The organism is Sulfitobacter sp. SK012, assembly GCF_003352085.1.
Lineage (GTDB): Bacteria > Pseudomonadota > Alphaproteobacteria > Rhodobacterales > Rhodobacteraceae > Sulfitobacter.
The window spans coordinates 3,988,307-4,010,831 of the sequence record NZ_CP025804.1 but is presented as its reverse complement, the minus strand read 5'-3'; the positions used below and the strand labels follow the sequence as shown (position 1 = coordinate 4,010,831).

The window sequence follows — 22,525 nt, the reverse complement described above, 5'->3', positions numbered from 1 at the left end:
GAATAACCTCAGAAGGAATTGTATTGGTGAGGTTTCATCAGTGGTCAAGCGGGCATTGGTCGCAGTCCGTCGACCGTTGCATTTACGCATACGCCCATTGAGTGCCGATTTGTCTGCTTAAGGTCGTATCAAAACACAAAATCGCCTGCGTCCAACTCATTCAAATTGACACCTAGAATGAGCAGGCTGTCTCCGCCGGTGCCGTTCACCAAGACATTTGAGCCTTGGCTGGATAGGTGGTTGCTGCGCAGATCAGCGAAGCTGGAAATGGGCGCATAGCCGGAAAAATCGATCCTCTCTAATGCCGAACTCGCGTTGAAATCGGCAATACGGTCGTCTCCACCGGTAAAGATGAAGGTATCGTTGCCGGTTCCGCCAGTTAAGGTGTCATTGCCACCGCCGCCCGCGATAATGTCATTGCCGCTGGCACCATAAATAGCATCATCGCCTTGGCCGCCGCGGCCCGTGTCATTCCCTCGGCCCAAATAGACAATATCATTGCCTTCACCCGCATCGACGAAGTCGTTTTGATTGAATGCAAAGATTTGGTCCCGACCTGTGCCGCCATAAATGACATCATTGCCAAAGCCACCATAGACAAGATCGTTACCGGTCCCGGCATAGAGGTTGTCGTTGCCAAAGCCTCCGCCTATCTCGTCATTGCCATTTCCGCCGCTGACAGTGTCGTTGCCATAGGAAGTCCAGAGGTTGTCGTTTCCGTCTCTACCCAAAAGTCGGTCATCGCCTCCCCCAGCATAAAGGCTGTCTGCGCCGATGCCGCCGTCAAGCGTGTCATTGCCGCCACCACCACCTAGAACATCGTTGCCTGCGCCGCCCGTCAAATAATCGTTGCCGTTCCCTCCCCACATTTGGTCAAAACCGGCCTCGCCATTCAGAACGTCATTACCTGCACCGCCGTACGCAGTGTCATTGCCCACACCGCTGAATACCCGGTCACTGCCGTTCTGCGAGAACAGCAGATCGGAACCGCCGCCAGATCTCAGTATATTTGACGCGTCATTGCCATAGACAGTATCGTTGCCATTGCCCAAGTTCAGGTTCTCAATAGTTGTGCCGCGCGCGATGCTCATGTTTTCGCGAAGTCCGGCAATGTTCGAAAATGCTTGTTGGCGTAAATCAACGTATTGGTCGCCATTTAGATAGGTCAGATTGATCCGGTCTATCCCGCCGGCATCGCTGATCGCGAACGCAATTGGTTCACCGGTATAATCACTGTTCGTTCGCCCGGAGGCGAGCGCATCGAAAAGCGTTCCCATGTAGCCATCCAACGTAGTACCCTGACCGTAAACGGTGTTACCTGCCGTAGCGGAACCTGCATCTGCGGCGCCGTATAGGTTCTGGATTGCGAGAATATCAGCGATCATTGGGCCCGAAAGGCGGGCAAAACTGGCAGAGGTGAAGGTGTTCTCATCTTGATCGAAATACGACATAACCGACTGCGCCCAGCTGTCGTTTCTGAAGTTCTCGTCGAAACCGTAGGTCGCGTTGCTATTGTAATCGCCCTGATGTCCCAGGCCGAGCGCGTGGCCAATCTCGTGCACATAGGTCTGGAATGAGTAGCTGTCGATCGACGTGCCATTGCTGCGCAGCCAGTCGGTTGACACGTTCACAAAGGAGCTGGTAATCCGCCCGCCCGATGTTTGTGAATTCGCATATGCACCATCATCAAAATCGTCAAATTCGATGTCCGCATTAAAAGAGACTTCGCGGAAATCGATATCCGCCACACGTTCCCACGCTTCAAATGCCCAGCGGGCAAGCTCGCGGCCAGAGGATGTTAATCCTCCGATGTCGACCGTGATGATATTGTCAGATACGGTGCTGAAACTGCGTTCGCGGCCGCCCCAATAGCCCTCGGTTAGAAAGTTGGCGAGAGTATCAAGCGATGCTGCACCCCCAGTAGGCGGCTGCGGAGGTGTACTGCCACCGGTCACCGACAACTCGTAACTCCCGGTTCGGAAGGAGCTGTAAGCCTCAGCGGAAATGTAATAAGTGCCTGACGGGTAAGCGAGCCGAAAGCTCAATTCGGAATCGAGCCTACCATTCGCGTCATCATTGTAGTCGACCAGAGATCCGGCATCATCGTAAAGCCTTAGATACGTATCATTCAGGGTCACGCCATCCAGAGAGATTGTATAATTCCGACCGGAAACTAAATTGATCGCGATCCAATCGTCGTCACCGTTAAAATCGATACTGCCTGAAAATGAATCTCCAACACTCATAGTATAAGCGGTATTGACGCCATCTGCTGCGTCATTCCCTTCGCGTAAGCGCGCAAAAACTGGCTGCGAAACTTCAAACGCACATCCGTCAGGGGCGCTGGGCAATTGGAAACACATAGTGCACATTTTTAGGAGCCTTCCGTGGCAGGGAAATCAAAATGTAATTGTGGTTGGCGAATTCAAGTTGAATACGCGTTTCTAAAAAGTATAGCTATATCTTTGACTTATGCGAAGCGAGTCAATCGTGTGCAATGCCATTTGCACATGCTGCGACAAACAATATCACCTCAAATTATAGGTTCCAGTTGCGGCAGGAATTTAGGCGAAAGGCGGCCCGCTTATGCTTGAACGGTGATAATTCTCTCACTATTCGACCAATGTCGCTCCATTAAAATACGAAGTCTCCCTGATCCAATGACGCGATTGTGGTGTTTTCCAGCAAAAGGGTAACTCCGTCGCCCGCTTCGACAAGCACACCGGAATCGGTGTCGCGGATGTGGTTGTTCATTAAGTCATCAAAATTAGCGATCTCGCTCACGTAAGAGAAGTTTATGGTATCACCTGAGTCGAAATCGGTCAGTGTGTCATCGCCTGCGCCGAAGTAGAATTGGTCTGCACCCGCGCCGCCGCTGATCATATCGTCACCCTGGCCAGCACTGATCGTATCGTTGCCAGCTCCACCGAGGACGGTATCATCGCCGCGACCGCCATAGATGATGTCGTTGCCGCTGCCGCCAAGCAGTTCGTCTGTGCCGTCACCCGCACCCATCGCGTCGTCGCCGTCACCGCCGTAGACCGTATCGTTGCCAATGCCGCCATAGATCGTATCATTTCCACCGCTGCCAAAAAGTTGGTCATTCCCAACAAAACCACCGACAATGTCACTGCCTCCACTCGCATAGACAGTGTCACTGCCGACACCACTGTAGATAATATCCGCGCCAGTGCCGCCACCGATCATATCGTTGCCGTTTCCGCCCAACACAACGTCATTGCCACCGCCGGCCCAAAGCTCGTCCCAACCATTCCCGCCGTAAGCAGTGTCATTGCCCATCCCGCCATAGATGGTGTCATTCCCGTCTTCCCCAAAGAGCGCGTCATTGCCGTTGCCGCCGCCTACCACATCGCTCCCCGCACCAGCGCGCAGCGTATTGTTTGCGTAATTGCCTTGCATTGTGTCATGACCCGACCCAGAGGACGCGTTTTCGATCAGTGTCCCTTGAGCAATGGTCAGATTGCCGGTGCCACCATCCACGTTGGATTGACCGGTTTCATAGAGGCGGATCGTATTGTTACTGGTGGTAAAGCTGTAGTCGAGGGTATCAATCCCGCCTGCATCCCAGATCGTCATCGACACAGGATCACCATCATAGGTGCCCGTCGTGCGGCCCAAACTCATTAGTTGGAACATATCGCCAAGATAGTTGCCGAGGTTTGAGTCTGCGCCATAAATAGTATCGCCTGCGGTCACAGAGCCTGCCCCGGGCGTGCCGTAGAGGTCTTGGATGGCCGCGATGTCGGCGATCATCGTTGTGGCCAGCCGTGCATAACTCGCATCGTCGCGAGTGTTTTCGTTTTGATTGAAGTACGACATCACCGACACGCTCCAGCTGTCATTGATGAATGTCGCTTCTGAATAATCGGCACCGCCATCGTAGTCACCCAAATGGCCCAAACCTAAGGCATGACCAATCTCGTGCATGATGGTTTGGAAAGCATAGCCATCCAGAGTGGCCCCGTAGCGTTCGAGCAGCCCATCATCAATGTTGACGGTGGCCGAAAGTAGCGTGTCGCCAGTCAGGTTGGTTGTTGCATATGATCCGCTAGTTGCAATTTCAAAGGCGATGTCTGCGGAGCCTGAAGTTTCGCGGAAATTGATGTCTGCCACCATTTCCCAGCTTTCCAGCGCGGCACGGGTTAAAAACTGTTCAGACGCCGAAAGGCCGTTCATGTTCACTGTGATCTGTGCCCCAGCACCCGTGTCAAAGGACCGCCCGTCACCGCGGTAACCTGACAAATTGGCCCAAAAACCGGTAGTCAGGAAATCTGCCATTTGGTTAATAGTGCCGTTGCTGCCTTCAGCGTTAGCTCTTGCAATGGACGGACCAGTTTCATGGGCGTCGGCAAAAGCACAACTGTCGATCATTTGAATTACTTGGTCACACATCACACACATTGGGGCATGTATCCTTCTGCAGTCGGGTTTGGTTCAATCGACCAGACCGATACAGAGGAACTATTGCCAAATTGGGGCCGAAATGGGCTGCACCTGCCACAAAATTTACCAGACCCCGCCTTAAAGGGGCAGATTTCTCGCCCTGGTCAACCCGCTCATTAATCGTCCATAGATGCGCCCATCAAGCTTGCTGTCCGTAACATCAAAGCGCATCGATGGACCGCGCCCCGATTGCGGGGATCCTGTTCACTGCAGATGCACGGCAAGCTGCCAGTCGCGACTCTCTTCGAAAATCAACTGAACCGTAAGTGGCGTCCTGAACGGCGCAACCTTTTCGAACGCACCGCTTAAGGCTGCGCACATGACTGGGTCAGTACATTCAAGGGCCACATTCCCAAGATCGGCATCGGCTACGGCCAGCCCTGCACTCAAAAAAGATGCGGCTAAATGAGCCGCAAAGCTCAGGTGTTTTTGCATGTCATGGTCCAACAGGGCATGCAAATGGACCTAACCACCAAGTGGCGCTATGCAAGGTACCCCGGTGCCGCTCCGCCTATTCGGTCAAATCGTCAAAATCTGCGCGCGCAAATGTTGTCAGCTTGCCCCCACGCGATGCGTTCACAATTTTCCCGCCCGTCGTTTCAAATGCAACCCGCGCATTCAGGAAGCCTGCAGAAATATCGCGCCACGTCGGCGGACACCACGGCTTTGCGCTGCGATAAGATTTGATGAAGTGGTTGCCATCATCAAACGACACTGGGAATGGAAAACGGGGATCGCGGCGCAATTGCATCGAGAATGAATAATCCATCCCGTAAAGCGCCACATCGCGGATGCCCATGTAATGCGCCATCTGAAGCGCAACAAACACGGACGAACCGCCAAGCGAGACATAGCTGCTTGGGTCCATCGAAAAGAGCGGAAGGTGATTGCCGACATTGCGAAGGGAGACGAAGGATCCGTTAAGGTCTTTTCCTTCACCACGTGGCAGGCAAAAGATAGGCATGCCTGCGGCGTCGTCGATCATTTCCTGCCCAAAATCCTCAATCATCAGGGTGTCGGCAGAAACGACGTAGTCCTCGCGCAGCGCTTGATCGGCGTAGCTGAGGTAAAAGCGGTTGAAGCAGAATGTTACGTCGCCAGCTGGGATGCGTCCTAGATCATCTAACCGTACACTGGGCCCATTGCCCACAATCCAAGCACGCTGACCTTTGTGTTTGTCTTTGAGCATTTCCACCCCGGGACGTGGTGCACCCTGCGTATTGAAAAACGCCTCTGGCCCGAACAAGGGGCGCTGTTCAGTCTCAAAGGACCCCCCGATGGAACGACCAGTTCGGTTTAGGATCGACATCGGTGCGCCTGGGACAGGATCAAGATAGGTCGAGAACGCCACCGCCGTGCCACCAATCTCAGCCAATGGATACTCCTTGATCCCGCTTAGGCGTGACTGCGAGGCCCCGCTGCCAAGCGCCCAGCCTTGCTCGGTTTTGCTGTGTGTTGTCCAGAAGCCCCCTTTGATCGTGACGCCGTCCCGGGCGATCCAGGACAGTTCAGTTTCTTGGTCAATAAAATCGGCCGTTGAGATGCTGTGCGTCTCGACCAGCCCCTCGAAATCATGAAACTCCAGCGTCAGCTCCGCACCCAACTCTGCTTTTGTGGCGACGACACCGCCTTCAAATTGCACGGGATCAGCTTCGCGCTGCAGGGTTGATGGCATCAAACGTATCAGTTCGGTTCCGGTGGAATCTTTCAGGCGCACTTCATCAACGCCCGCATCGCGGTGTAAGGACAGCTGGGCCAGTACCATATGTGACAACGGATTATACAGAACCATGGGCTCGGTGCTGAGTGCGCTGTGCCGCCGCGGCCGATTGCCTAAGGTGGTTGTGTGCACCGGCTTAGCGGCCAAGCCGGGCAAAGATACCTCGGTGCGCGCATATTTCAGGGCCTCTGCCGCGATGCCGCGCCAGAAGGTGTCTCCGACCATATCATCATCCATGACACCCGCGAAAATCGCAGGCAGCGTTTCTGGGGTGGTTCCTATCACGCCCAAGGCCCCAACAGGCCAGACGGAATTTACATCGATCGGCGATGCAATAACCGGCGTACCAAGCCCCAGCGCGGCCTCGGCCACGCTGGCCAGCTCCGGTGTCAGATGCGGCAAGTAAAGCGCGCGCGCTGATCCCACTTGACCCGCCAGATGGGCCCATGTGTCAAAACTAACCGCTTCGGGGACACGTGCGACATGCGCCGCGCCAAAACCAATAAGCACGACGTCAAACGGCGCGCCTCCTCGCGCCGCATGAGTCTTGCACGCCATGCACAGGGTGTTTATCCCTTGGGCATCAAGCCAGTCATATCCGGTGGACAACATTACCAGCGAACGGGTTTTTTCAAAAAACAGATCGTCTGAGTCAAACGCAAGCGGGCAGGGTGCAAGACTGGTGGCAAAGCACATCGATCCGTCGGCTTTGAGCGTTGCAAGATCAGCATGCCAATTGGTCTGCACTACATCATTCAGGCTAGTCGCCGCGCGTGCATGCCATGCAGCAGCGGCATTCCCGATCAGAACGGTAGGACATCCAACAGCAGCAAAAGCTGGCAAGAGTGGTGCAAGCATCGGATCGCCGACGACGATAAGATCGGGCGCGTGGTGTATCAGCAGTTTGCGTAACCGACGCAGCCGTGCAGGAGATAGCCAACTGCCTGCATGATCCGCAGCTTCGCCGACCGTTGCTGGTGTACTCAACGGAGCGTTGGGCAAGGTTAAGAACGGGCGTTGACCCCGAGGTGTGGGCCGTAGCGACACCAGTTTGTCAGCCCGAGCCATACGTCGTCTTGCGCCGTCTTGCGACGCATAGATGTCGATTGTCACGTGCAATGTCTGTGCACGCGCCGCGACATACGCCCTGAGTGCTTCGGATTGTCGATGACGCGGTGTGCCACCGCGCAAAGCCAAGGCGGTATCAAAAATGACCGTTTTCATCGTTTTTGTCCGATCTTCTTGGCCGGCAAGGGCAGTTCATGCCATTGAGGCTTCGCATCATCCACCTCGTCCGGCGAACCTTGCAGGATATCAACACCAACAAAGCCCTTAGAGAGGGCAGTTTGCGGGACCACAAGCAGAGCATACCAGCCATCTTTTGTTGAGACGGGATGCACTATCACACGGATTTCTTCGGACCATGCCGCAGCCACCCCACCCGGGGCCGCGCCTGGCCCCTGAATGCAAAGCAACATGTGCGCGTCATCAACATCTGCCTTCGCAGTAACGGCGATATTGCGCACTTTGATTGATAGGTCGAAGCCGCCCAAAATGCTTTCAAGATCGGTGACACCAAGTTGACGCATCCTCAGACCAAGTGGGCGGGTGTCGGCTGAGGCGCCTATCTCACTGGGGATTTGCGCATCGTCTTGGCGAATATGGATTACCCGACCGGGTGGTGACTCCGGTGGCACGGCAAGGAAGACCCTCTGCAACGGGATGCTACGCAAGACAACTGTTGCAAGGCGTTGTGCGCCTAAATGGATCACAAACCGTTGCCGCGGGTGCTTGCCATGGACAAACGTACCGGCCTCAAGGTTTAGGATCGAGGCTCCGATAGGCGCGGGTAAGGCCAGATCAGCGGTCTTGCCCAAGCTCCAGACCCCAGTGGGTCCGGGTTTCGACCATCCGCCCGCCAGCAATGCCTCTGTCTTGCCGCTATCGTCAAAGATGAACGTGGCGGGCAGGGGCAGGCGGTTCTGATTATCTTCCAAATCTTCGCATTGGGGCAATTGTTGACGCCAGCGCCGTGCATCGTCAGCGGCGCGCAGGCCTTGCACGAATGTAAGCGCAAGTGGTTGTGTGGGAACATTTCCATCCGGTGAAGACCCGGCGTTTGTCCAGATTTCGCACGCATCGGGCGTTGTGCCCTCTGTACCTGGTGGCACCAGACAGATTACCTGGGCGCGTTGCCACATGGCCATGTCTTTGCTCAACGGCAAGCAAACCTGCCAGCCGTCTGCCCCATTCGGCAAAGGGGCTGCAAACACCGTCGATCCCAAAATAGCAAAGCGCATGTGAGAGGGCATTGATCCTTTGCCCAAGAGGCGCAACATTCCGTCTGCCGCGTCCACGGTCACATGAACGAGCGGCCAAGTGGCATCTCTGGGAGCAGGCAACGCAGCATGGCTGATCCTGTTCGGCAAAGTTGTTGTGGTGACGCCTTTGAACGCAACGGCAATCTGGCGAATGTCTCCGCTTAGCCCCAGCGCTATTGGCCTCATGGCATCCGGGAATTCAAAACGCAGGTAATCGACGCCTAGCGCCGCCAACTCATGCGGGACCACAATGGAAAAGCGGCGCGAGTTGCCGTTGTCCATCGCAGCTTCGGCCAACAGCTCATCGCCGACGTACATCCGAACGCGTTGACCCTTGAATTGATCCGTTTCAGCATTTGGCGCGATGCTATGAGTTTCAAAGTTGAGCCTGACGGCCGTGTCATGCGGAAGTTTGGGTGTAAACTGCATGATCGCTTCTGGGCCGTTATTCCAAACGAGACTCGGTTCTGCCCGTGCCCAACCCGCGACAAGACGGGCAAAGCCTGCATCAGCCTGCGTGCCAAATCCCGCGTGACCGACACTGCTGCTCGCGTTTGGCTGCGCCAGATGTAAAGGGGCTAGGGAGCGAATTTTTGAGGATGTACGTTTGAAATCAAAGGGCTGGACTGGCGCGCGCATAGGCGAGATCGCCATCAGCGCAATCGCGGGCTTTTGTGGCTCTGCTGTGTGATCGCCGCGCGGCGCAACCCCGGTGAAGAGTGCGTAGTTCTGATTTTCGCGCTCGTGCGCGCCGTTGAGATGCGGCGGCTCTTGCACCAACAAGAGGGTTTGATCCGAGGGGGTCCAAACCTCTGGGGGCGTTTCAATCCGGTGAATGGAAGCGCCGGCCGCGAGATTTTCGATCAAAGTAATCTGTGAGTCATTCAATATGACCCGTAAACTATGCGGCAAGGCGTATTCTTGTGGGTTATGCAGCATGATCTCAAGCCCGCTGCCTGGTGGTGTTCCGGCGGGTAGGTGGAAGGTTACTGAAGCCTCGGTGTCCTGCATGATGGCACCAAAAATGGACCGCGCACCCCAGCCATGCAGCAAGGTGCCGCCGGCAATCGGGGCCGATGAAGCAAGGCTCAGCACATCCCCCAACGCGACAGTTTGGCCTGATGTCGCAGGCGCAATAACGTTGCTTACGCGCGCAGCACTTAGATGCGCGAGCGGATCAACAGTACCCCCTTTGGGCAAAGCAGATTTTAGGGTCTTCGCAAGCGGACTGTTCCCGCGCAGTGGATTTTGGCCAAGGATTGCGTCTGCCGTTGCGTCTACCGCTTCGATCACGGGGACCGAAAATGCATGCAATATAGCTTGGGTTTGTGGGTCGGAGCATTCGGGCGCGTCCAACCAAAGGCCAAGTGACGCGGGCGCAGCATGCAGGGCGGCAGCCAGATCGGCGTCGCTTACTGCTTGGATTGTACCGGCATGCCCAGCAGGCACATTTGGCCCCGCTTGCCACATGGATTTTGGGACCAACACACGCAGTTCGTTTAGGCCCGTTTCGATCTGCTTGAGAAGGCGTGAAACGGCATCATCGAGACCCTGCATCGGCGTATCAGGCAATAAGACAATGACTGCTTTGCCTGCATGAGAAATCGCGCTGCGCCCCCATTTTTGAACGTCCGTTGCATAACTCTTGGTATCTGATTTGCGCAGTCTACCACCTGCAAAGACCAAATCCTGCCCCTGCCCATTTTCGGACTCTAAGCTAACGATTTCTAGCCCATCAGGCGAGCTTCCGTTATCGCATATCATCAACCCGCCTTCGTTGCAGAATGCGGCCGTCAGTGCCGCGCCTAAATGCGAAGAGACAAATGTCGCAGTGTCAAAACGAGGCAATAGATCAATGCTCAAAAGATCTGAGAGAGGCGGGATCTTGCTGGATATCAAAAGCAGATGACTGGACCTGCCTTGCGCTTCAATCTGCGCACAAGCTTCTGATAGCGCGCTGCAAAGTGCGACGTCCTGCACCAGATTACTTGCGTCGACTAACACCAGCACATCGCGTTCGACCCGGAACTGCAGGGCATCTCGCGCAACCGCTCCGCGTTTGCTAAGCAGCAATGGCCAGTCCAGCGCCAGCTCAAGCGAACCCAGCGATATTTGCGTACCACCCAGCGTTTCATGATGTACCGAAATATCGATGTGCGTCGCGTCCGCATCCCACCGGCTGAGGGTGCCTGAGGTCGTGAATTGCTCGGCAGTGGCATCGCCAGTCAGGTGCACAGGTGCCAAAATAAGGCCGGGGGCACCAAAGACGATCGTATCCCCGGGCTCTGCTCCAATGATGGCACCGTTAAGCTTAACTGTAGTGCCGTGCAGCGTGGCGCGCGCATCCAATAAATGCAGCTCGCGTCTCTGTGGCGCATAGCGAGGTTCACTTATACGGTCCGCCGGTTTCCCCGGGAAGCCAGGCTGTTCAAGCAGAAGAGGCGGTACGTTTCTGCGGGCGGCATTCATGAGGCCTAGCATTTTCTGGCCTGCGGTCAGTGTATCGGGTGACTGGCGCATCATGGCGCGCACCGGTTCGCCCACGTGGCCCTCGGCCAGCACATCCTTCACGGCCTCGGCGAACGCAGCGGTGTCGCCGAGCGGCACAGAACGGACAGCATCACCGGCGACTTCCTTGAGCAGCGGCAAATCATAGGCGACGGTGGGCACCCCCATCCAAGCGGCCTCAACAGGAGGATATCCGTAACCCTCGAAATAGGACGGGAACAACAGAAGCTTTGAGCGTGCGAGCAGTTGGAATTTCTCGACGTCTGTAATCTGTTCCAACACCTCGATGGCGAAATTTGGCACGTGCGAATAATGTCGGCGAAGCGCTGCGACATAGTCGTGATTCACACCCCTGCCAAATACCAAAGACAGCACAGAGCCTTCGAGCGTTTCAGGGGCAATGGCAAAGATGTCCTGCGCGCCTTTATGAGGGTCTTCGGTGCGCACAAACATGGTCACGCTGTCGCGCGAGGTCGCTGGAGCAACGGCATCTGCCACCAGATCATTGATCGACGGATGCCAATGGCCAAAGCTGCGCGGCGCGTCCTCGGGGCCAGCGCCAAAATAGCTTCGGGCATATTCCACGCCTTCGTCTGCAATCGTTACGACCAACCCGCCACTGTCGACCACCTGACGCCAACTTTCGGTCGGCATGGGGGAGCGCGGGAAGGGCGATAGATCGGCATACCAATTTGGTGTCTCAAAACTGAGCAGCGCCACCCGAGCACCACACGCGCGGGCATGGCTGAGTGCGGCATCATAAAATTCTGCGTTGAACGCACCTGTCGGAATCACAATGACCCAATCAGAGTGCATTTCTTCGGGCAGTTCAAAGGTTGGTGTCACCAAATTCGTAATCGGATGCTGGGTCACATAAGGATCGAAATCACCCTGAAACAAAGGCTCGTTGTTGGTGACATATGTAACGTCACCGCCTGCGCGGGCCATGGAGTAGGCCAGCATCAACGACAAGTAGCGCCCACCGGAATAGATGCCCCGAGGCATTGTCGTAAAAACAGAGATCTTTTGCGAAGTGGCGGCGTGCATGTGGCGTCCTTGATCCAATTGTCGCGGCGGCCCTAAGCCCCCAGTATCCCATCCAAAGCGGCGCTCAGCGCTGGGTCCGCCACAGGGTGGCATGCCAGACTGTTCTGCGACCCTAGTGCCATAATTGATGCCGGATTGCACCAATCGACATCGTCCCCGTCTGCAGTAGAGCGCCAGACGCCCCCTGCCTCGCGGATGATAAGCCCCGCGGCGACCTCATCCCATATTTTTGCCTCAATAGACGCGACCCCAGCAAACTGTCCGGCAGCGACGCCACAAAGATGCAACGCCTGCGCCCCTAGGTTGCGGATTTTTCCAACCGCGCGCAGTGCTTTCCAACGCGTGCCAGTGCCCTCCATCAGGCGGTCCAGTAGACCTGTCGAGATCACCAAGAGCTCGGATGGCTGATCAGGTAGAAGCATCCGAGTTGTCACACCGTCCTGAACCCGCAACGCCCCGTAACCGCGCCGCGCAGCGTAGGTTATGCCCTGACCTAATGCGCAAACAGCCGATAGGCATGGCCCGTCTTGATCCACGAGCGCCACAGATATTCCGACAAAGGGCAGGCCTGCGATGAGGTTTCCCGTCCCGTCAATAGGGTCAATAATCCAGTAGCGATCAAGTCGCGCTGTGCTGTCGTGCGCGCGTTCTTCGCTTAGGACAGGGACACCGGGCAACACCAGCTCCAGCGCATCCTGCAAAAACGCGTCTACTGCGAGATCGACATCCGTTACGTAGTCTTGATGCGCCTTTTTGTCGGCGTGTGCGGGGCTGTGGCGCAGAGCGAGCGCTTCGGCATCGGCAACAGTGTTGAGCAATGCATCAAGGGTGGCGGCACCTATGTTCACAACGGCCCCATGTCGATTGTTATGTCCAACTGCGGTTCGCCGTCCAGGTTCACCTGAACCCGGTTGCTGGCTTGGTACGGCAGGCAAGGTGTTATGCCGCCTGTGGCAACCCATTGACCGGCGGCAAGTGCTGCACCGTGTTGGCGTGCCATACCAAGAAAATGCTGCAAGATAGCATCTGGCGAGCCAATCAACTGATCGAAGCCTTCATCAGCGGCCCTTTCGCCGTTGATGTCTTGGGTGAACCGCGCGGTGCTCAGGTCGGGTAAAGGGGCTTCATGTATCGCTCCCAGCACTAGCGCTCCGGTGGCGCAGCGATCTGACACAAGGGCGATCACGCCGATTTCAGGCAAGCCTTGAACCGGCGAGGACGGCATTTCCAGTGCAACGCACCATGCATCATAGCCGGTCATGTCCGCGTTCAGGCGCAATGCTATCTCGACTTCGCCCTTTAGCTCAAACAATTCATAACCGGGTGCAATGCGCGGCTGAAACAGGATTTCTGAGTGCTCAACCGCTCCGTAATAGGGCACATCGACGCCAAAAGCGGCGCTGCTGGCCAGATTGCTGCCGCCGATTTTCCAACCGCCGATGCGGGTCGGCGTGCGCGCCTGTTCTGCGGCGAGGGCGGCGTAGGCCGCATCCAAACTAGGGAACATATCGCCAGATTTGAGGGTGACAACGTTCAAGGGGCTTCGGTCACGACGTAGGTAGGGGATGGGCTGGCCCGTCACCCCACCAGATCCCGGGTCTCATATTCTGCTTTGCCGATTACGAAATCAATCGTTGCGGTTAGCCAGATTGAATGAAGGTTTTCGACAACGTTATAGGCATGTGAAGGCACCCAAAAGCTGAGATCAGAAGCCGCTTTCAATGCGTTGTCTTCCGTACGGCCCGTAAATGAGATTACCTGCATCCCCATGTCGCGTGCTTTATGTGCCGCATTGACGACCGAAGGAGATTGCCCGCTGGTCGAGATCAGCACCACCGCGTCGCCTTCATCGCCGTAGTGTTCGATCGCTTTGGCGACCCAGTGGTCGTAGCCAAAATCATTTGCAAAGCAGGTCATGAGGTTGGGGTCATGAAAAGTGACCGCGCGGACTTTACCCTGCTTGGTGAAATCAACAGCACCGTGCTCAGCAATCGAAGCCGACGCACCGTTGCCCGCAAACATCATCTTGCGTTTGGCCGCACGAATGCCTTTCGCAAGCGTGGCGAATTCTTGAATACGCTTTTCAACCTCAGCATTGATCAGCAAGTCGCGGTATTGCGCGAAATAATCGTCCAGAAAAGCTTGCGCATCCATGATCTGTCTCCTTGGCCCGAAGGCGTTATTCCTCAGGCCGACGTATCGGCGTTAAGCTTTTGATAAAGCCGCGGTGCGGTATGTCGCTCCGTTGCATAGATCCGGTCGACCAATTGCATGACCCGCAGGGCGGATGCGCTGTCACCATCGCTGTCGGCGGCGTTGCCAGTCGCGATCCATTCAGCAAATCCTAGGGCTTCGCGATCCCAACTCTCATCGGCTTCCCAAGTTTCACGGGTTTCTTGTTCGAACGTTGCTGCAGGTGCCACCGCGCGGTTGCGCGCCACGACCAGCTCTTCGGCACCGTACGCACCTGAGCCAGTCTTAAGCCCGTTAAGGACCATATATCCGCGTTCCATAAACACCTCGAGCGCAAACAAATGCCGCCATTGGATCATCGTGGAATGCAACGATGCAGAACACCCCGTTTGGGAGTTGCGTAGGTTGGCAAAAACGTTGTCCTCAATGCCTGGGATGTTCCAATAGAGGTTGGACACCATGGCCTGAGCCTCGTCAAAATTACCCGCCAGATGTAGGAAAAGGTCGAGCATGTGAATGCCCTGGTCCAACAGGATACCGCCCCCCGCCAACTCAGGTTTTGCGCGCCATGTATCTAGGTATCCCTCATCCACCGATTTGCCGTAGCGCCCGCGCATCCAAAGGACTTTGCCGAATTCGCCATCATCAACGATTGACTTCATCTTAACGGCCGCACCGTGGTGACGATGGTTGAATCCGTACATCAACACGCGCTTGGTTTGCGCTTCGACGCGGCGAATTTCTTTGACCCCGTCGGCGTTAAAGGCCGGTGGTTTTTCGCAGAACACATGTTTTCCGGCCTGCATGGCGGCAATCGCCAGCGGTTGGTTTAGCGCATTGACCGTACAGATAAATACTGCGTCGATGTCGGGCCGCGCAAGCAATGCCTCCGGGCTCTCGGCGCGCAAATCACCAGGTACCACATCCCCCGGATAGCCAAAAATTGAAACGACCTCGCCGGTGGCATTGCGGCGCACCGCTTCCATCCTGCGTTGGCCCATGACGCCGTAACCGATAATTCCGTAGCGCAGAATGTTGCTGCCCTCGCACTTAATATTCGCGCAAAACGACAACGTCCTACGCCCCTAAAGAACCGCTTAGCAGTCTGACATATGTTGTTCAAGAACTGCACGCAGCGCGGGTGCCATGCGGTGGCAAAGAGACGCCTGAAGAACAATTGTCTGTCCTTGCCCGCTCGACTAGGATGCGCAGACTTTATCCCCAGACAAAAGGACGCAAACGGTTGGATACTGTCTATCTTGATGACGCATTGAAGGTTGAGTGTCTGCCGGGTGAAGGCAAGCGCCTAGTGGTTGTCCTGTCGGGGATCGGTCACGGCTTTGCGGGCATGCAGCATGCCGAATTCGCGGGTACCGCGTCGGATGGTGGGCAGAATACGGTAATGTTTGTAGCTGACCGCAAGCGAAGCTGGTTTTCTGCCGATGGATTGGTCCCAAAAATCGCCGATGTCGTAGGCGAAGCGTTGCATCACGCGGGGCTGAACGCCTGCTACACCCTTGGCAATTCTATGGGAGGCTACGGCGCGATCCGGTTAACGATGGACATGCCGGTCAAAGCTTCGCTCGCTTTTTCGCCACAGTTTTCGATGGACCGCAGTGTCATCAATGAGGCGCGCTGGGATCAATACCGGCCATTTATCGACCTGTCCCGGCATTTGCCGCTGTCGCGCTGCATCTCGCCCGACACGACACATTATGCAGTTTTTGGTGCAGGCTCCCCTCCCGAGGTCCGCCACCGCGACTTGCTACCGCATGCGCCAAACCTAAATTGCCTGATGCTGCCGGGGGCCGGACACAACATCGTTGTTCGGCTAAAAGAGACCGGGCACCTCAAACCTTTGGTTCTTGCCATGCTTAATGAGGATGATGGCGCAATCGCACAAATCTCGGCCCGCTACGCGCTAGACATTGCAACAGTGTTGGCTGCCGAAAAAGCAGGCTAGACTGCATCCGGCTTTAGGGTCTTATCAGCACGCAGCAGGTCGGTTTGGCAGTCCGCAAGAAACTGATCGCGGAGCGCATCGGTATTTTTCGCAGCGACTTTACGATACTTGCCATCATCCAGTGACAACTCGCCTGGATCCACATCGACCAATGCGCCGATCTTGCGCATGACGGTGCCGGGATCGGTCACCACTTCTTCGTATGTGATCCGCAGGGGCGACAGGTTCAGCCCAGCAAAGAGCCGCTCGTAGGTGGCCATCATTTGCGTAATCAGGTGAACTTGGCTGGTAATCGCCTCGTAATCATAGGGCACTTCGGCAAATTGCGTATCGCGATCCTGACGCGCGTGCCACGTGCCAGATACAAAGCCACGGTAGCGCGAAATGGCCTGACCCAACAGATCTTCGCGGGTCAGGTAAACAATCCTTGCTTGCATCAACACGGGCGCGCAATCAGGATCGAGCAAGAATGGCAAAATCTGTGGCAGGTCACACTTGATTTGCGCCACACCATTTTTTGAGCGGGAACCTTCGATCACGAGGTCCAAAAGCGCGCGTAAGTTGGCCGGTTTATGAGTTTCAAGAACACTCTTGAGCGCGTCGCTGTTGCGGTTCAAAAGCTCTCCGCCACGGCCAAGCTGCCCTGTGGTTGCGAGCGCTGAAGATAATGCTGTGCTACCCGAGCGGGGGGTCATACAGATCAGGATCACCCGGCGGTCCGCAGCATCGTCAAATTCTTTAGGAACAACGGTATTGTCAGCAGTCAGCATGGTGCCGAACCATTCCAGCGCCTGCAAGAGGTTGTTGTAATATTGGGGGCTCAGCAGATATTGCAGGGCGTCTCTTTTGGGGGGCATGATGTATCTTTCTAAGCCTTGGGCCGGACTGTTTCAGCCAAGAACCGATGCAATATTTTTGAGTGTATTGGCATGCACCGCTTCGACCGCGCGCACCCCGTTGTTGGCATTGTGGCTCGACAGCGCAACGTTGTCCATTTTCTTCAGCGGGTTGTCTGCAGCCAACGGCTCCACCTCAAATACGTCTAACGCGGCGCCAGCAATCGATCCAGATTGCAGCGCGGCGATCAACGCTGCTTCATCAACCAGCGGCCCACGCGCCATATTGGCTAGGATCGCAGTGTCTTTCATTGCATCCAGAAACGCGGCATTGATCAGATTGCGGTTTTGATCGGTTAGGGCGCAGGCAAGGCAGATAATATCCGCCTGAGCAGCCAGATCGAGTGGCTCAATCGACCCTTCTTTGAAGGGGTCATGGTGTATGACGTTCATGCCAAAGGCGCGGCCCAGCCCTGCTATGCGTCCACCGATCGCACCCAGACCGATCATTCCTAACGTTGCGCCGCGCAGTTCGATGCCTCGCGGCTTTGGCCAGCCTCCAGCACGAATGGCTCGGTCGGTCTGCGCCAATTGACGGGTGACCATTAAGATCATCCCAAATGCGACTTCGGCCACCGCATCGGCAAATGCACCCGGCGAATTCATGACGGGCACGCCTAGATCGGCAGCCGCCGCATGATCGATGCTATCGGTGCCAGTTCCCCATTTTGCGATGCCCTTTAAGCGCGGGGCCGCGGCTTCCAGCACGCGTCGGGTCACTGCATCATCACCCGCCAGCCAGCCATCGATATCGCCCACCAGTGACAAACACTGCGCCTCGTCCATGAACTGGGTCACGTCCGGCCAGATCGGATCATAGCCCATGTCTTTGAGCGCGGCATCAAAGCGGGGTTTTTCATTCAGCATCATAATGTTGCTGACAAGCACGCGAGGGCGGTTGGTTTCAGGCAAGGTTTCGGGCTTTCTTTGGATCAGGAGGCGGTCGCGGCTGGCAGACCATAGAGCGGCAGAAAATCGTGGTAAAGAGGTGCATCTTGAAGGACTGTCATTTGGCTTGAAAGAACCGCAAGGATATCATCGGGCAACTGGGGCATATCGCTGTCAGCAACAGGATTTTCTGCAAAAAAGCGATCAAAGAACTGACCTAATCCATCCGCGGATCCTGCCGAGAAATTCGCCATCAGCTTGAACTGCGCCCATTCTGGCGTCTTAAGAATCTCTGGGGCCTGCGTTTCGATCATCGCATTAATTTTGCGCTGAAGGATCAAGAAAGTAGGCGGCGGCGAGACGTTAAGTGCGGATTGAGGCGCGTAAGGCGAAAGATCGACATTCAACAGCGTGCTGATTTGATCCAGATAGGTCGCAGGGTCCGCGCGGAGCAATTCATACGGCAAAAAATGTGTCTTCTGGGGCCCGAACGCAGTGGCGGCACCGTTTAGATCAAATACCCGTGGCATGTGATGGAGACTGAAACGCCGGGTGAATTCTGCGGCGGGCTGGCCTTTGGTAAAGCTGTCGTTGTTAAACGAAGAGGTCAGATAGCCTTGCGGACTGCGGGTTGTAACAAGTACTTTTGCCGTTGGCCAAACATGCCCAAGGGCCATAGCCAGCCGGGGAAAATCATGCACCATAAGGTCCTCGCAACTCGCAAGGCATGGCAATGGCGTGTCACAGGGCAAGGTGGCAAAGGCATCCGTCAGCTGCGCGTCGGTGATGGTTTTCCATGTCGCGCCTTTTAAGGCAGCGGTTAGGTCCCAGTGTTCGTAGGTCAGAACACCAGCGCGCGCTGCATCTTCGGCGGTCTGTTGCAGCCAAGTGGTTCCGGTTTTGCGTTGACCGATGTGTAGGACGCGCGGAGCTAGGTTTTCTGGCATAAGATCAATGCTTGTTGGAGGTCGCATACCCAGCGCACGGGTGTGTCGCTGGGTGTTGTTTCAGGCTGCACGGCTAAATCCAAAGCTGCCTGTTTATCTGCATCTCCCACCACCAATACCACTGAGGCACACTCGGCCAGCGCAGCGGGGCCAAATGTCAGGCGCGCATGTGCATGGGGAACTGTTTCTGGTACGGCGGCCATGCGCAAACTCACATCTGCAGATTCTGGCCGTCCGGGAAACAATGATGCTGTATGCGCGTCATCACCTATGCCGACGAATGCCACAGCGGGGGGCCAGGCCATAGCCGCGACACCTGCGCGCCATTTCTCAAGAGCTGCCTCAGGTGCCGGGTCGGCGCCAAAACCTATATAGTGACAGGGGCAGCCCGCGTCCGAAAAGATCCTGCGGATCATGCCCTCGGTGGAGGCTGGGTCATCAATGCCTACCAAACGTTCGTCGCTCGCTACGATATCAATGCGGTCCCAATCTATGCCGCTCTTACTCAGAACCATGGGCAGGACTTTGGCCGGAGTTCGCCCGCCAGACACCATCAAACCAACACGCTCAGCACTCTGTGATAGGGCCAACAAAAGACCCTCATGGATCTGTTTGGTGGCCTCTGCCACGGGGTCTGGGCAAAAGGAAAGTTGGGCCATGCGCTGTTATGCGCCCTGAACGATGGGCAGCATGGCTGCTGCGATATCAAGGTCTTCTTGCGTCTTGATCACGTGGCCAGCCATCTGGCTTACCTCAGAATAGCCAATGCGGCCCGCGTATGTTGCACATCCACCGGATTCCTTAGCTGCCAGAAATGTCTCTGACCGCCAAGCCGTGATCGACCAGACGATGCGTTTGACTGGGCGCAAATCCTGACTGTTTTCCTTCTTGTCGAAGGTGAAATTCACCGGTTCGTCATCGAACACGCACTCGAGTTGCCCATGAACAACACTCATCACTGCATCGAATTCGTTGTTGCGGACCATTTCAACAAATCTGCACGTATCTTCCACGCTCAGTAAGGGCGCGATTGAATGCACCTGCACGACGAAATCACATGTGTGTGCTCGCAAGAACTCGGTCACAAAATCTTCGCTGGTGGCGCTGTTGTCGCCTAAGGCGTGGGGTCGTTGATGGAATTGGGCCCCTTCGGCTTCGGCGACTGGCCCAAAATCGGGATGCTCTGAATTCACCCAAATCTCGTCAAAAACACCTGCATCCTTACATTTGCGGATCGCGCGCACGATCAACGGAACACCGTCAAGCAAAGCAAGGTTCTTCTTTGGTAAGCGCTGGCTGCCCATGCGGGCAGGGATCATGGCGATAATTTTCATTGGTGCATCCCGCATCGGTAAACTAACGATTGTTTATGACACCCCCCTCTTTGGTTCAAGGACCAGATGGTGTCTCATGTTGCCGCCCTGCGCGCGCTGTGATTGACTAGAGCCACGCAGCGGCCGCCGCTGCATCCTTATGAGGATCACCGTATGAAATCGCCCTACACCGACCAACCAAAGCGCGCTTTTTGGCGGCATGGCGTCGTGGCACGCAAGCCGGGGCAGGCGGACGGCATGTATACGCCCCGGTTTTCTGTTGACCGCGCAGCGCGGATTGTGACCGCTGGCTCATGTTTTGCTCAGCACGTAGGCCGAACCCTACGCAATGCTGGTTTTGCCGTACAAGACGCAGAACCGTTGGAAGCACGAGTGCCCGACCGGTTGGCTCAGAAATTTGGCTACAGACTTTATTCCGCGCGTTACGGCAACATTTACACGGCCCGTCAGCTGATTCAGCTGCATCAAGAGGCTGTGGGCGAAATCACACCGGCAGACCCCGTCTGGGAAAAGAATGGTCGCTATTTTGATGCATTCCGCCCAAGCGTTGAACCAACCGGGTTGGAGAACCCACAACAGGTCGCTGCGCACCGCGCGCAACACTTGGCCGCCGTGCGCGACATCTTTTCTAAGGCTGAGCTGTTTGTTTTCACCTTCGGGTTGACCGAGGCATGGATCGACCGGGAAACCGGCACCGTTTACCCAACTGCACCGGGGACAGTGGCCGGGTCATACGATTCCGCGCGCCATGTTTTCAAGAACTACAGCTACCCCGAAATACTGGCCGATTTTCTGGAATTCCGCGAACGGATGATGGCAGCCAATCCAGATATTCGTTTTATGATCACTGTCTCACCAGTGCCGTTGGCGGCTACTGCCTCAGAGCAGCACGTCGAGGTCGCAACTGCACGTTCCAAGGCGATCTTGCGAGCGGTGTGCGGCGAAATCTATGACAGCTGCGACAACGTCGACTACTTTCCAAGCTATGAGATCATCACCTCACAAAACAATGCGGGTGTTTTCTATGCCCGCAATCAACGCGATGTGACGGACGAAGGCGTTGGTGCCGCAATGGGGGCATTTCTAGCAGCACATGACCCTCAAAGCGAACATGCCGCGCTTGGCAATACGGCCCTTGCACCTGTCTCTGAAGGCCCAGTAGATGCAGCGGATGACGAGAATGATCTGATCTGTGAGGAAGCTCTGCTCGATGCCTTCGCTAAATAAGACTGCTCCCCTGCGGGTCGCTGTAATCGGAAACAGCCATGTTGGTGCGCTTCGGTTGGGGCAAAAGCGCCTGCCAGAACGGCATGCGGATGTAGAGATCACGTATCATTCCATGCCCGGCGGGTTGGCGCGCCAGTTGGTGCTTGGGTCAAACCTGCAACTTGGTCTGCCCGAAGATGTGGTGCTGAACGACGTGCAAGCCGCTGCACTAAAACGGTTGGGGTCCCAAGCCCCTCTTGACCTTAGTACCTTTGATCATGTGCTTTTTGTTGGGTTATCCAATACGGCAATGGTGATCGCACAATTTCTTGCCAGTCATCGTATCGAAGGGCTCTATGAGGCCGGTCCCGGTTCGCTGGTATCGAGAGAAGTCGCAGAAGCCGTGCTTGAGGCCTTGGCCTTTCAAGTCGTACCACAAGCCGATTGGGTTAAGTGGCAAGGGCGCAGCTTAACCCAATATATCGGCCCTCGCGCTGCAATGACGGTTGATGACCCGAACGCCGATGAGCGCCGGTTCGGTGCCTGGCGGACGTTGGCGCAATCTGAAGTTTCACCTGGACCTGCGCTTGATGCGTTCGAGGATAAGGTTGCGGCCACGCTGGCCGAGCGTGGATTTTTCCTAATGCGTCAACCCCGTGAAACGCTTGGCTCAAACAGCCTGACCAAGCCCGAGTATTTGAATTTCTTTGGCCGCGAGATGCCGCCCGGTGGTGACTATGTGCATATGAATGCTGCATATGGCGCGAGTTTTCTGACGCAATACTTCGACGGTTTGAAGGACGGGAACCAAAAGGGTTTGACCTGAAGCGGTGGACCCGTGTGTTGGACGGAACGCGCCTTAATCCGGCGAACCACTGCTCGAGATTGGCGAGGGTATCCAAAAAAGCAGCACGAATTTGGAAGCAGTGAAGCTGGCAGTCCTTAACTATTTTCAAGCTGTCAAATTATCGCCACTTTTCCCGTTAAAGTGGTCTTGACGGAAGAACGCCTGCGACGTGGCGAAATGGAGAATGGTGA

17 protein-coding genes are annotated in these 22,525 nt (G+C 55.8%); 3 read left to right on the top strand and 14 right to left on the bottom strand.

What is annotated here, in order from left to right; translation table 11 throughout:
* Positions 1-128: 128 nt before the first annotated feature.
* The 9 genes from C1J03_RS19610 to C1J03_RS19570 form a co-directional block, all read right to left on the bottom strand.
* The gene (locus tag C1J03_RS19610) at positions 129-2,372 is read right to left on the bottom strand and encodes a M10 family metallopeptidase C-terminal domain-containing protein (RefSeq protein WP_114888113.1); all 2,244 of its coding nucleotides are present in this window, start codon (positions 2,370-2,372) and stop codon (positions 129-131) included.
* Positions 2,373-2,634: 262 nt separating this feature from the next.
* Positions 2,635-4,392, bottom strand: a complete 1,758-nt coding sequence (locus tag C1J03_RS19605) for a M10 family metallopeptidase (RefSeq protein ID WP_162798614.1) — start codon at positions 4,390-4,392, stop codon at positions 2,635-2,637.
* Between the two features lie 276 nt (positions 4,393-4,668).
* Positions 4,669-4,899, bottom strand: coding sequence for a hypothetical protein (locus C1J03_RS19600; protein ID WP_114888111.1), 231 nt, complete (start codon positions 4,897-4,899; stop codon positions 4,669-4,671).
* Positions 4,900-4,975: 76 nt separating this feature from the next.
* On the bottom strand, positions 4,976-7,408 hold the full coding sequence (locus C1J03_RS19595; RefSeq protein WP_114888110.1) for a hypothetical protein: 2,433 nt from the start codon (positions 7,406-7,408) through the stop codon (positions 4,976-4,978).
* Positions 7,405-12,060 (bottom strand): glycosyltransferase, encoded by a 4,656-nt coding sequence (locus C1J03_RS19590; protein ID WP_174234479.1) that lies wholly within the window; start codon positions 12,058-12,060, stop codon positions 7,405-7,407. The genes C1J03_RS19595 and C1J03_RS19590 overlap by 4 nt, the downstream gene beginning before the upstream one ends.
* A 32-nt stretch (positions 12,061-12,092) precedes the next feature.
* Positions 12,093-12,908 (bottom strand): inositol monophosphatase family protein, encoded by an 816-nt coding sequence (locus C1J03_RS19585; protein WP_162798613.1) that lies wholly within the window; start codon positions 12,906-12,908, stop codon positions 12,093-12,095.
* Positions 12,905-13,642: a hypothetical protein gene (locus C1J03_RS25470; RefSeq protein WP_162798612.1), complete on the bottom strand. Its 738-nt coding sequence runs from the start codon at positions 13,640-13,642 to the stop codon at positions 12,905-12,907. The genes C1J03_RS19585 and C1J03_RS25470 overlap by 4 nt, the downstream gene beginning before the upstream one ends.
* On the bottom strand, positions 13,639-14,214 hold the full coding sequence (locus tag C1J03_RS19575) for a D-sedoheptulose-7-phosphate isomerase (RefSeq protein ID WP_114888107.1): 576 nt from the start codon (positions 14,212-14,214) through the stop codon (positions 13,639-13,641). Before C1J03_RS19575 ends, C1J03_RS25470 begins: the two co-directional genes overlap by 4 nt.
* Before the next feature lie 32 nt (positions 14,215-14,246).
* Entirely contained in the window at positions 14,247-15,326 is a 1,080-nt protein-coding gene (locus C1J03_RS19570) for a Gfo/Idh/MocA family protein (protein ID WP_216825873.1), read from the bottom strand.
* Positions 15,327-15,496: 170 nt separating this feature from the next.
* On the opposite strand from C1J03_RS19570, the gene C1J03_RS19565 reads away from it, so the two are divergent.
* A complete protein-coding gene (locus C1J03_RS19565) occupies positions 15,497-16,216 on the top strand; it encodes a hypothetical protein (RefSeq protein WP_162798611.1) in 720 nt (239 codons plus the stop codon).
* On the opposite strand, the gene C1J03_RS19560 is transcribed toward C1J03_RS19565, so the two are convergent.
* The 5 genes from C1J03_RS19560 to C1J03_RS19540 are packed head-to-tail and all read right to left on the bottom strand — an operon-like array spanning position 16,213 to position 20,281.
* Entirely contained in the window at positions 16,213-17,073 is an 861-nt protein-coding gene (locus C1J03_RS19560) for a Stf0 family sulfotransferase (RefSeq protein WP_114888105.1), read from the bottom strand. The two genes, C1J03_RS19565 and C1J03_RS19560, sit on opposite strands and share 4 nt — an antisense overlap.
* A gap of 33 nt (positions 17,074-17,106) precedes the next feature.
* Positions 17,107-18,024 (bottom strand): phosphoglycerate dehydrogenase, encoded by a 918-nt coding sequence (locus C1J03_RS19555; RefSeq protein ID WP_114888104.1) that lies wholly within the window; start codon positions 18,022-18,024, stop codon positions 17,107-17,109.
* 20 nt (positions 18,025-18,044) lie between these two features.
* Positions 18,045-18,947 carry a hypothetical protein gene (locus tag C1J03_RS19550; RefSeq protein WP_114888103.1) on the bottom strand — a complete coding sequence of 301 codons (903 nt, stop codon included), beginning with the start codon at positions 18,945-18,947 and terminating at the stop codon, positions 18,045-18,047.
* Positions 18,932-19,606, bottom strand: a complete 675-nt coding sequence (locus C1J03_RS19545) for a 6-phosphogluconolactonase (protein WP_114888102.1) — start codon at positions 19,604-19,606, stop codon at positions 18,932-18,934. The genes C1J03_RS19550 and C1J03_RS19545 overlap by 16 nt, the downstream gene beginning before the upstream one ends.
* Positions 19,607-19,612: 6 nt before the next feature.
* Positions 19,613-20,281, bottom strand: a complete 669-nt coding sequence (locus C1J03_RS19540) for an acylneuraminate cytidylyltransferase family protein (protein ID WP_114889096.1) — start codon at positions 20,279-20,281, stop codon at positions 19,613-19,615.
* A gap of 153 nt (positions 20,282-20,434) precedes the next feature.
* Here C1J03_RS19540 and C1J03_RS19535 point away from each other — a divergent pair, with 153 nt between their 5' ends.
* Together C1J03_RS19535 and C1J03_RS19530 are read left to right on the top strand one after the other, a co-directional pair.
* The gene (locus C1J03_RS19535; protein ID WP_114888101.1) at positions 20,435-21,508 is read left to right on the top strand and encodes a GSCFA domain-containing protein; all 1,074 of its coding nucleotides are present in this window, start codon (positions 20,435-20,437) and stop codon (positions 21,506-21,508) included.
* Positions 21,492-22,313 carry a hypothetical protein gene (locus tag C1J03_RS19530; protein ID WP_114888100.1) on the top strand — a complete coding sequence of 274 codons (822 nt, stop codon included), beginning with the start codon at positions 21,492-21,494 and terminating at the stop codon, positions 22,311-22,313. The genes C1J03_RS19535 and C1J03_RS19530 overlap by 17 nt, the downstream gene beginning before the upstream one ends.
* The last annotated feature ends 212 nt before the right edge of the window (positions 22,314-22,525 follow it).

Excerpts from the sequence above, each read along its gene's own strand:
- C1J03_RS19610 (WP_114888113.1), bottom strand. The coding sequence starts at position 2,372 with ATGTGCACTATGTGTTTCCAATTGCCCAGCGCCCCTGACGGATGTGCG.
- C1J03_RS19605 (WP_162798614.1), bottom strand. The coding sequence starts at position 4,392 with ATGATCGACAGTTGTGCTTTTGCCGACGCCCATGAAACTGGTCCGTCC.
- C1J03_RS19600 (WP_114888111.1), bottom strand. The coding sequence starts at position 4,899 with ATGCAAAAACACCTGAGCTTTGCGGCTCATTTAGCCGCATCTTTTTTG.
- C1J03_RS19595 (WP_114888110.1), bottom strand. The coding sequence starts at position 7,408 with ATGAAAACGGTCATTTTTGATACCGCCTTGGCTTTGCGCGGTGGCACA.
- C1J03_RS19590 (WP_174234479.1), bottom strand. The coding sequence starts at position 12,060 with ATGCACGCCGCCACTTCGCAAAAGATCTCTGTTTTTACGACAATGCCT.
- C1J03_RS19575 (WP_114888107.1), bottom strand. The coding sequence starts at position 14,214 with ATGGATGCGCAAGCTTTTCTGGACGATTATTTCGCGCAATACCGCGAC.
- C1J03_RS19560 (WP_114888105.1), bottom strand. The coding sequence starts at position 17,073 with ATGCCCCCCAAAAGAGACGCCCTGCAATATCTGCTGAGCCCCCAATAT.
- C1J03_RS19550 (WP_114888103.1), bottom strand. The coding sequence starts at position 18,947 with ATGCCAGAAAACCTAGCTCCGCGCGTCCTACACATCGGTCAACGCAAA.
- C1J03_RS19545 (WP_114888102.1), bottom strand. The coding sequence starts at position 19,606 with ATGGCCCAACTTTCCTTTTGCCCAGACCCCGTGGCAGAGGCCACCAAA.
- C1J03_RS19540 (WP_114889096.1), bottom strand. The coding sequence starts at position 20,281 with ATGAAAATTATCGCCATGATCCCTGCCCGCATGGGCAGCCAGCGCTTA.
- C1J03_RS19535 (WP_114888101.1), top strand. The coding sequence starts at position 20,435 with ATGAAATCGCCCTACACCGACCAACCAAAGCGCGCTTTTTGGCGGCAT.
- C1J03_RS19530 (WP_114888100.1), top strand. The coding sequence starts at position 21,492 with ATGCCTTCGCTAAATAAGACTGCTCCCCTGCGGGTCGCTGTAATCGGA.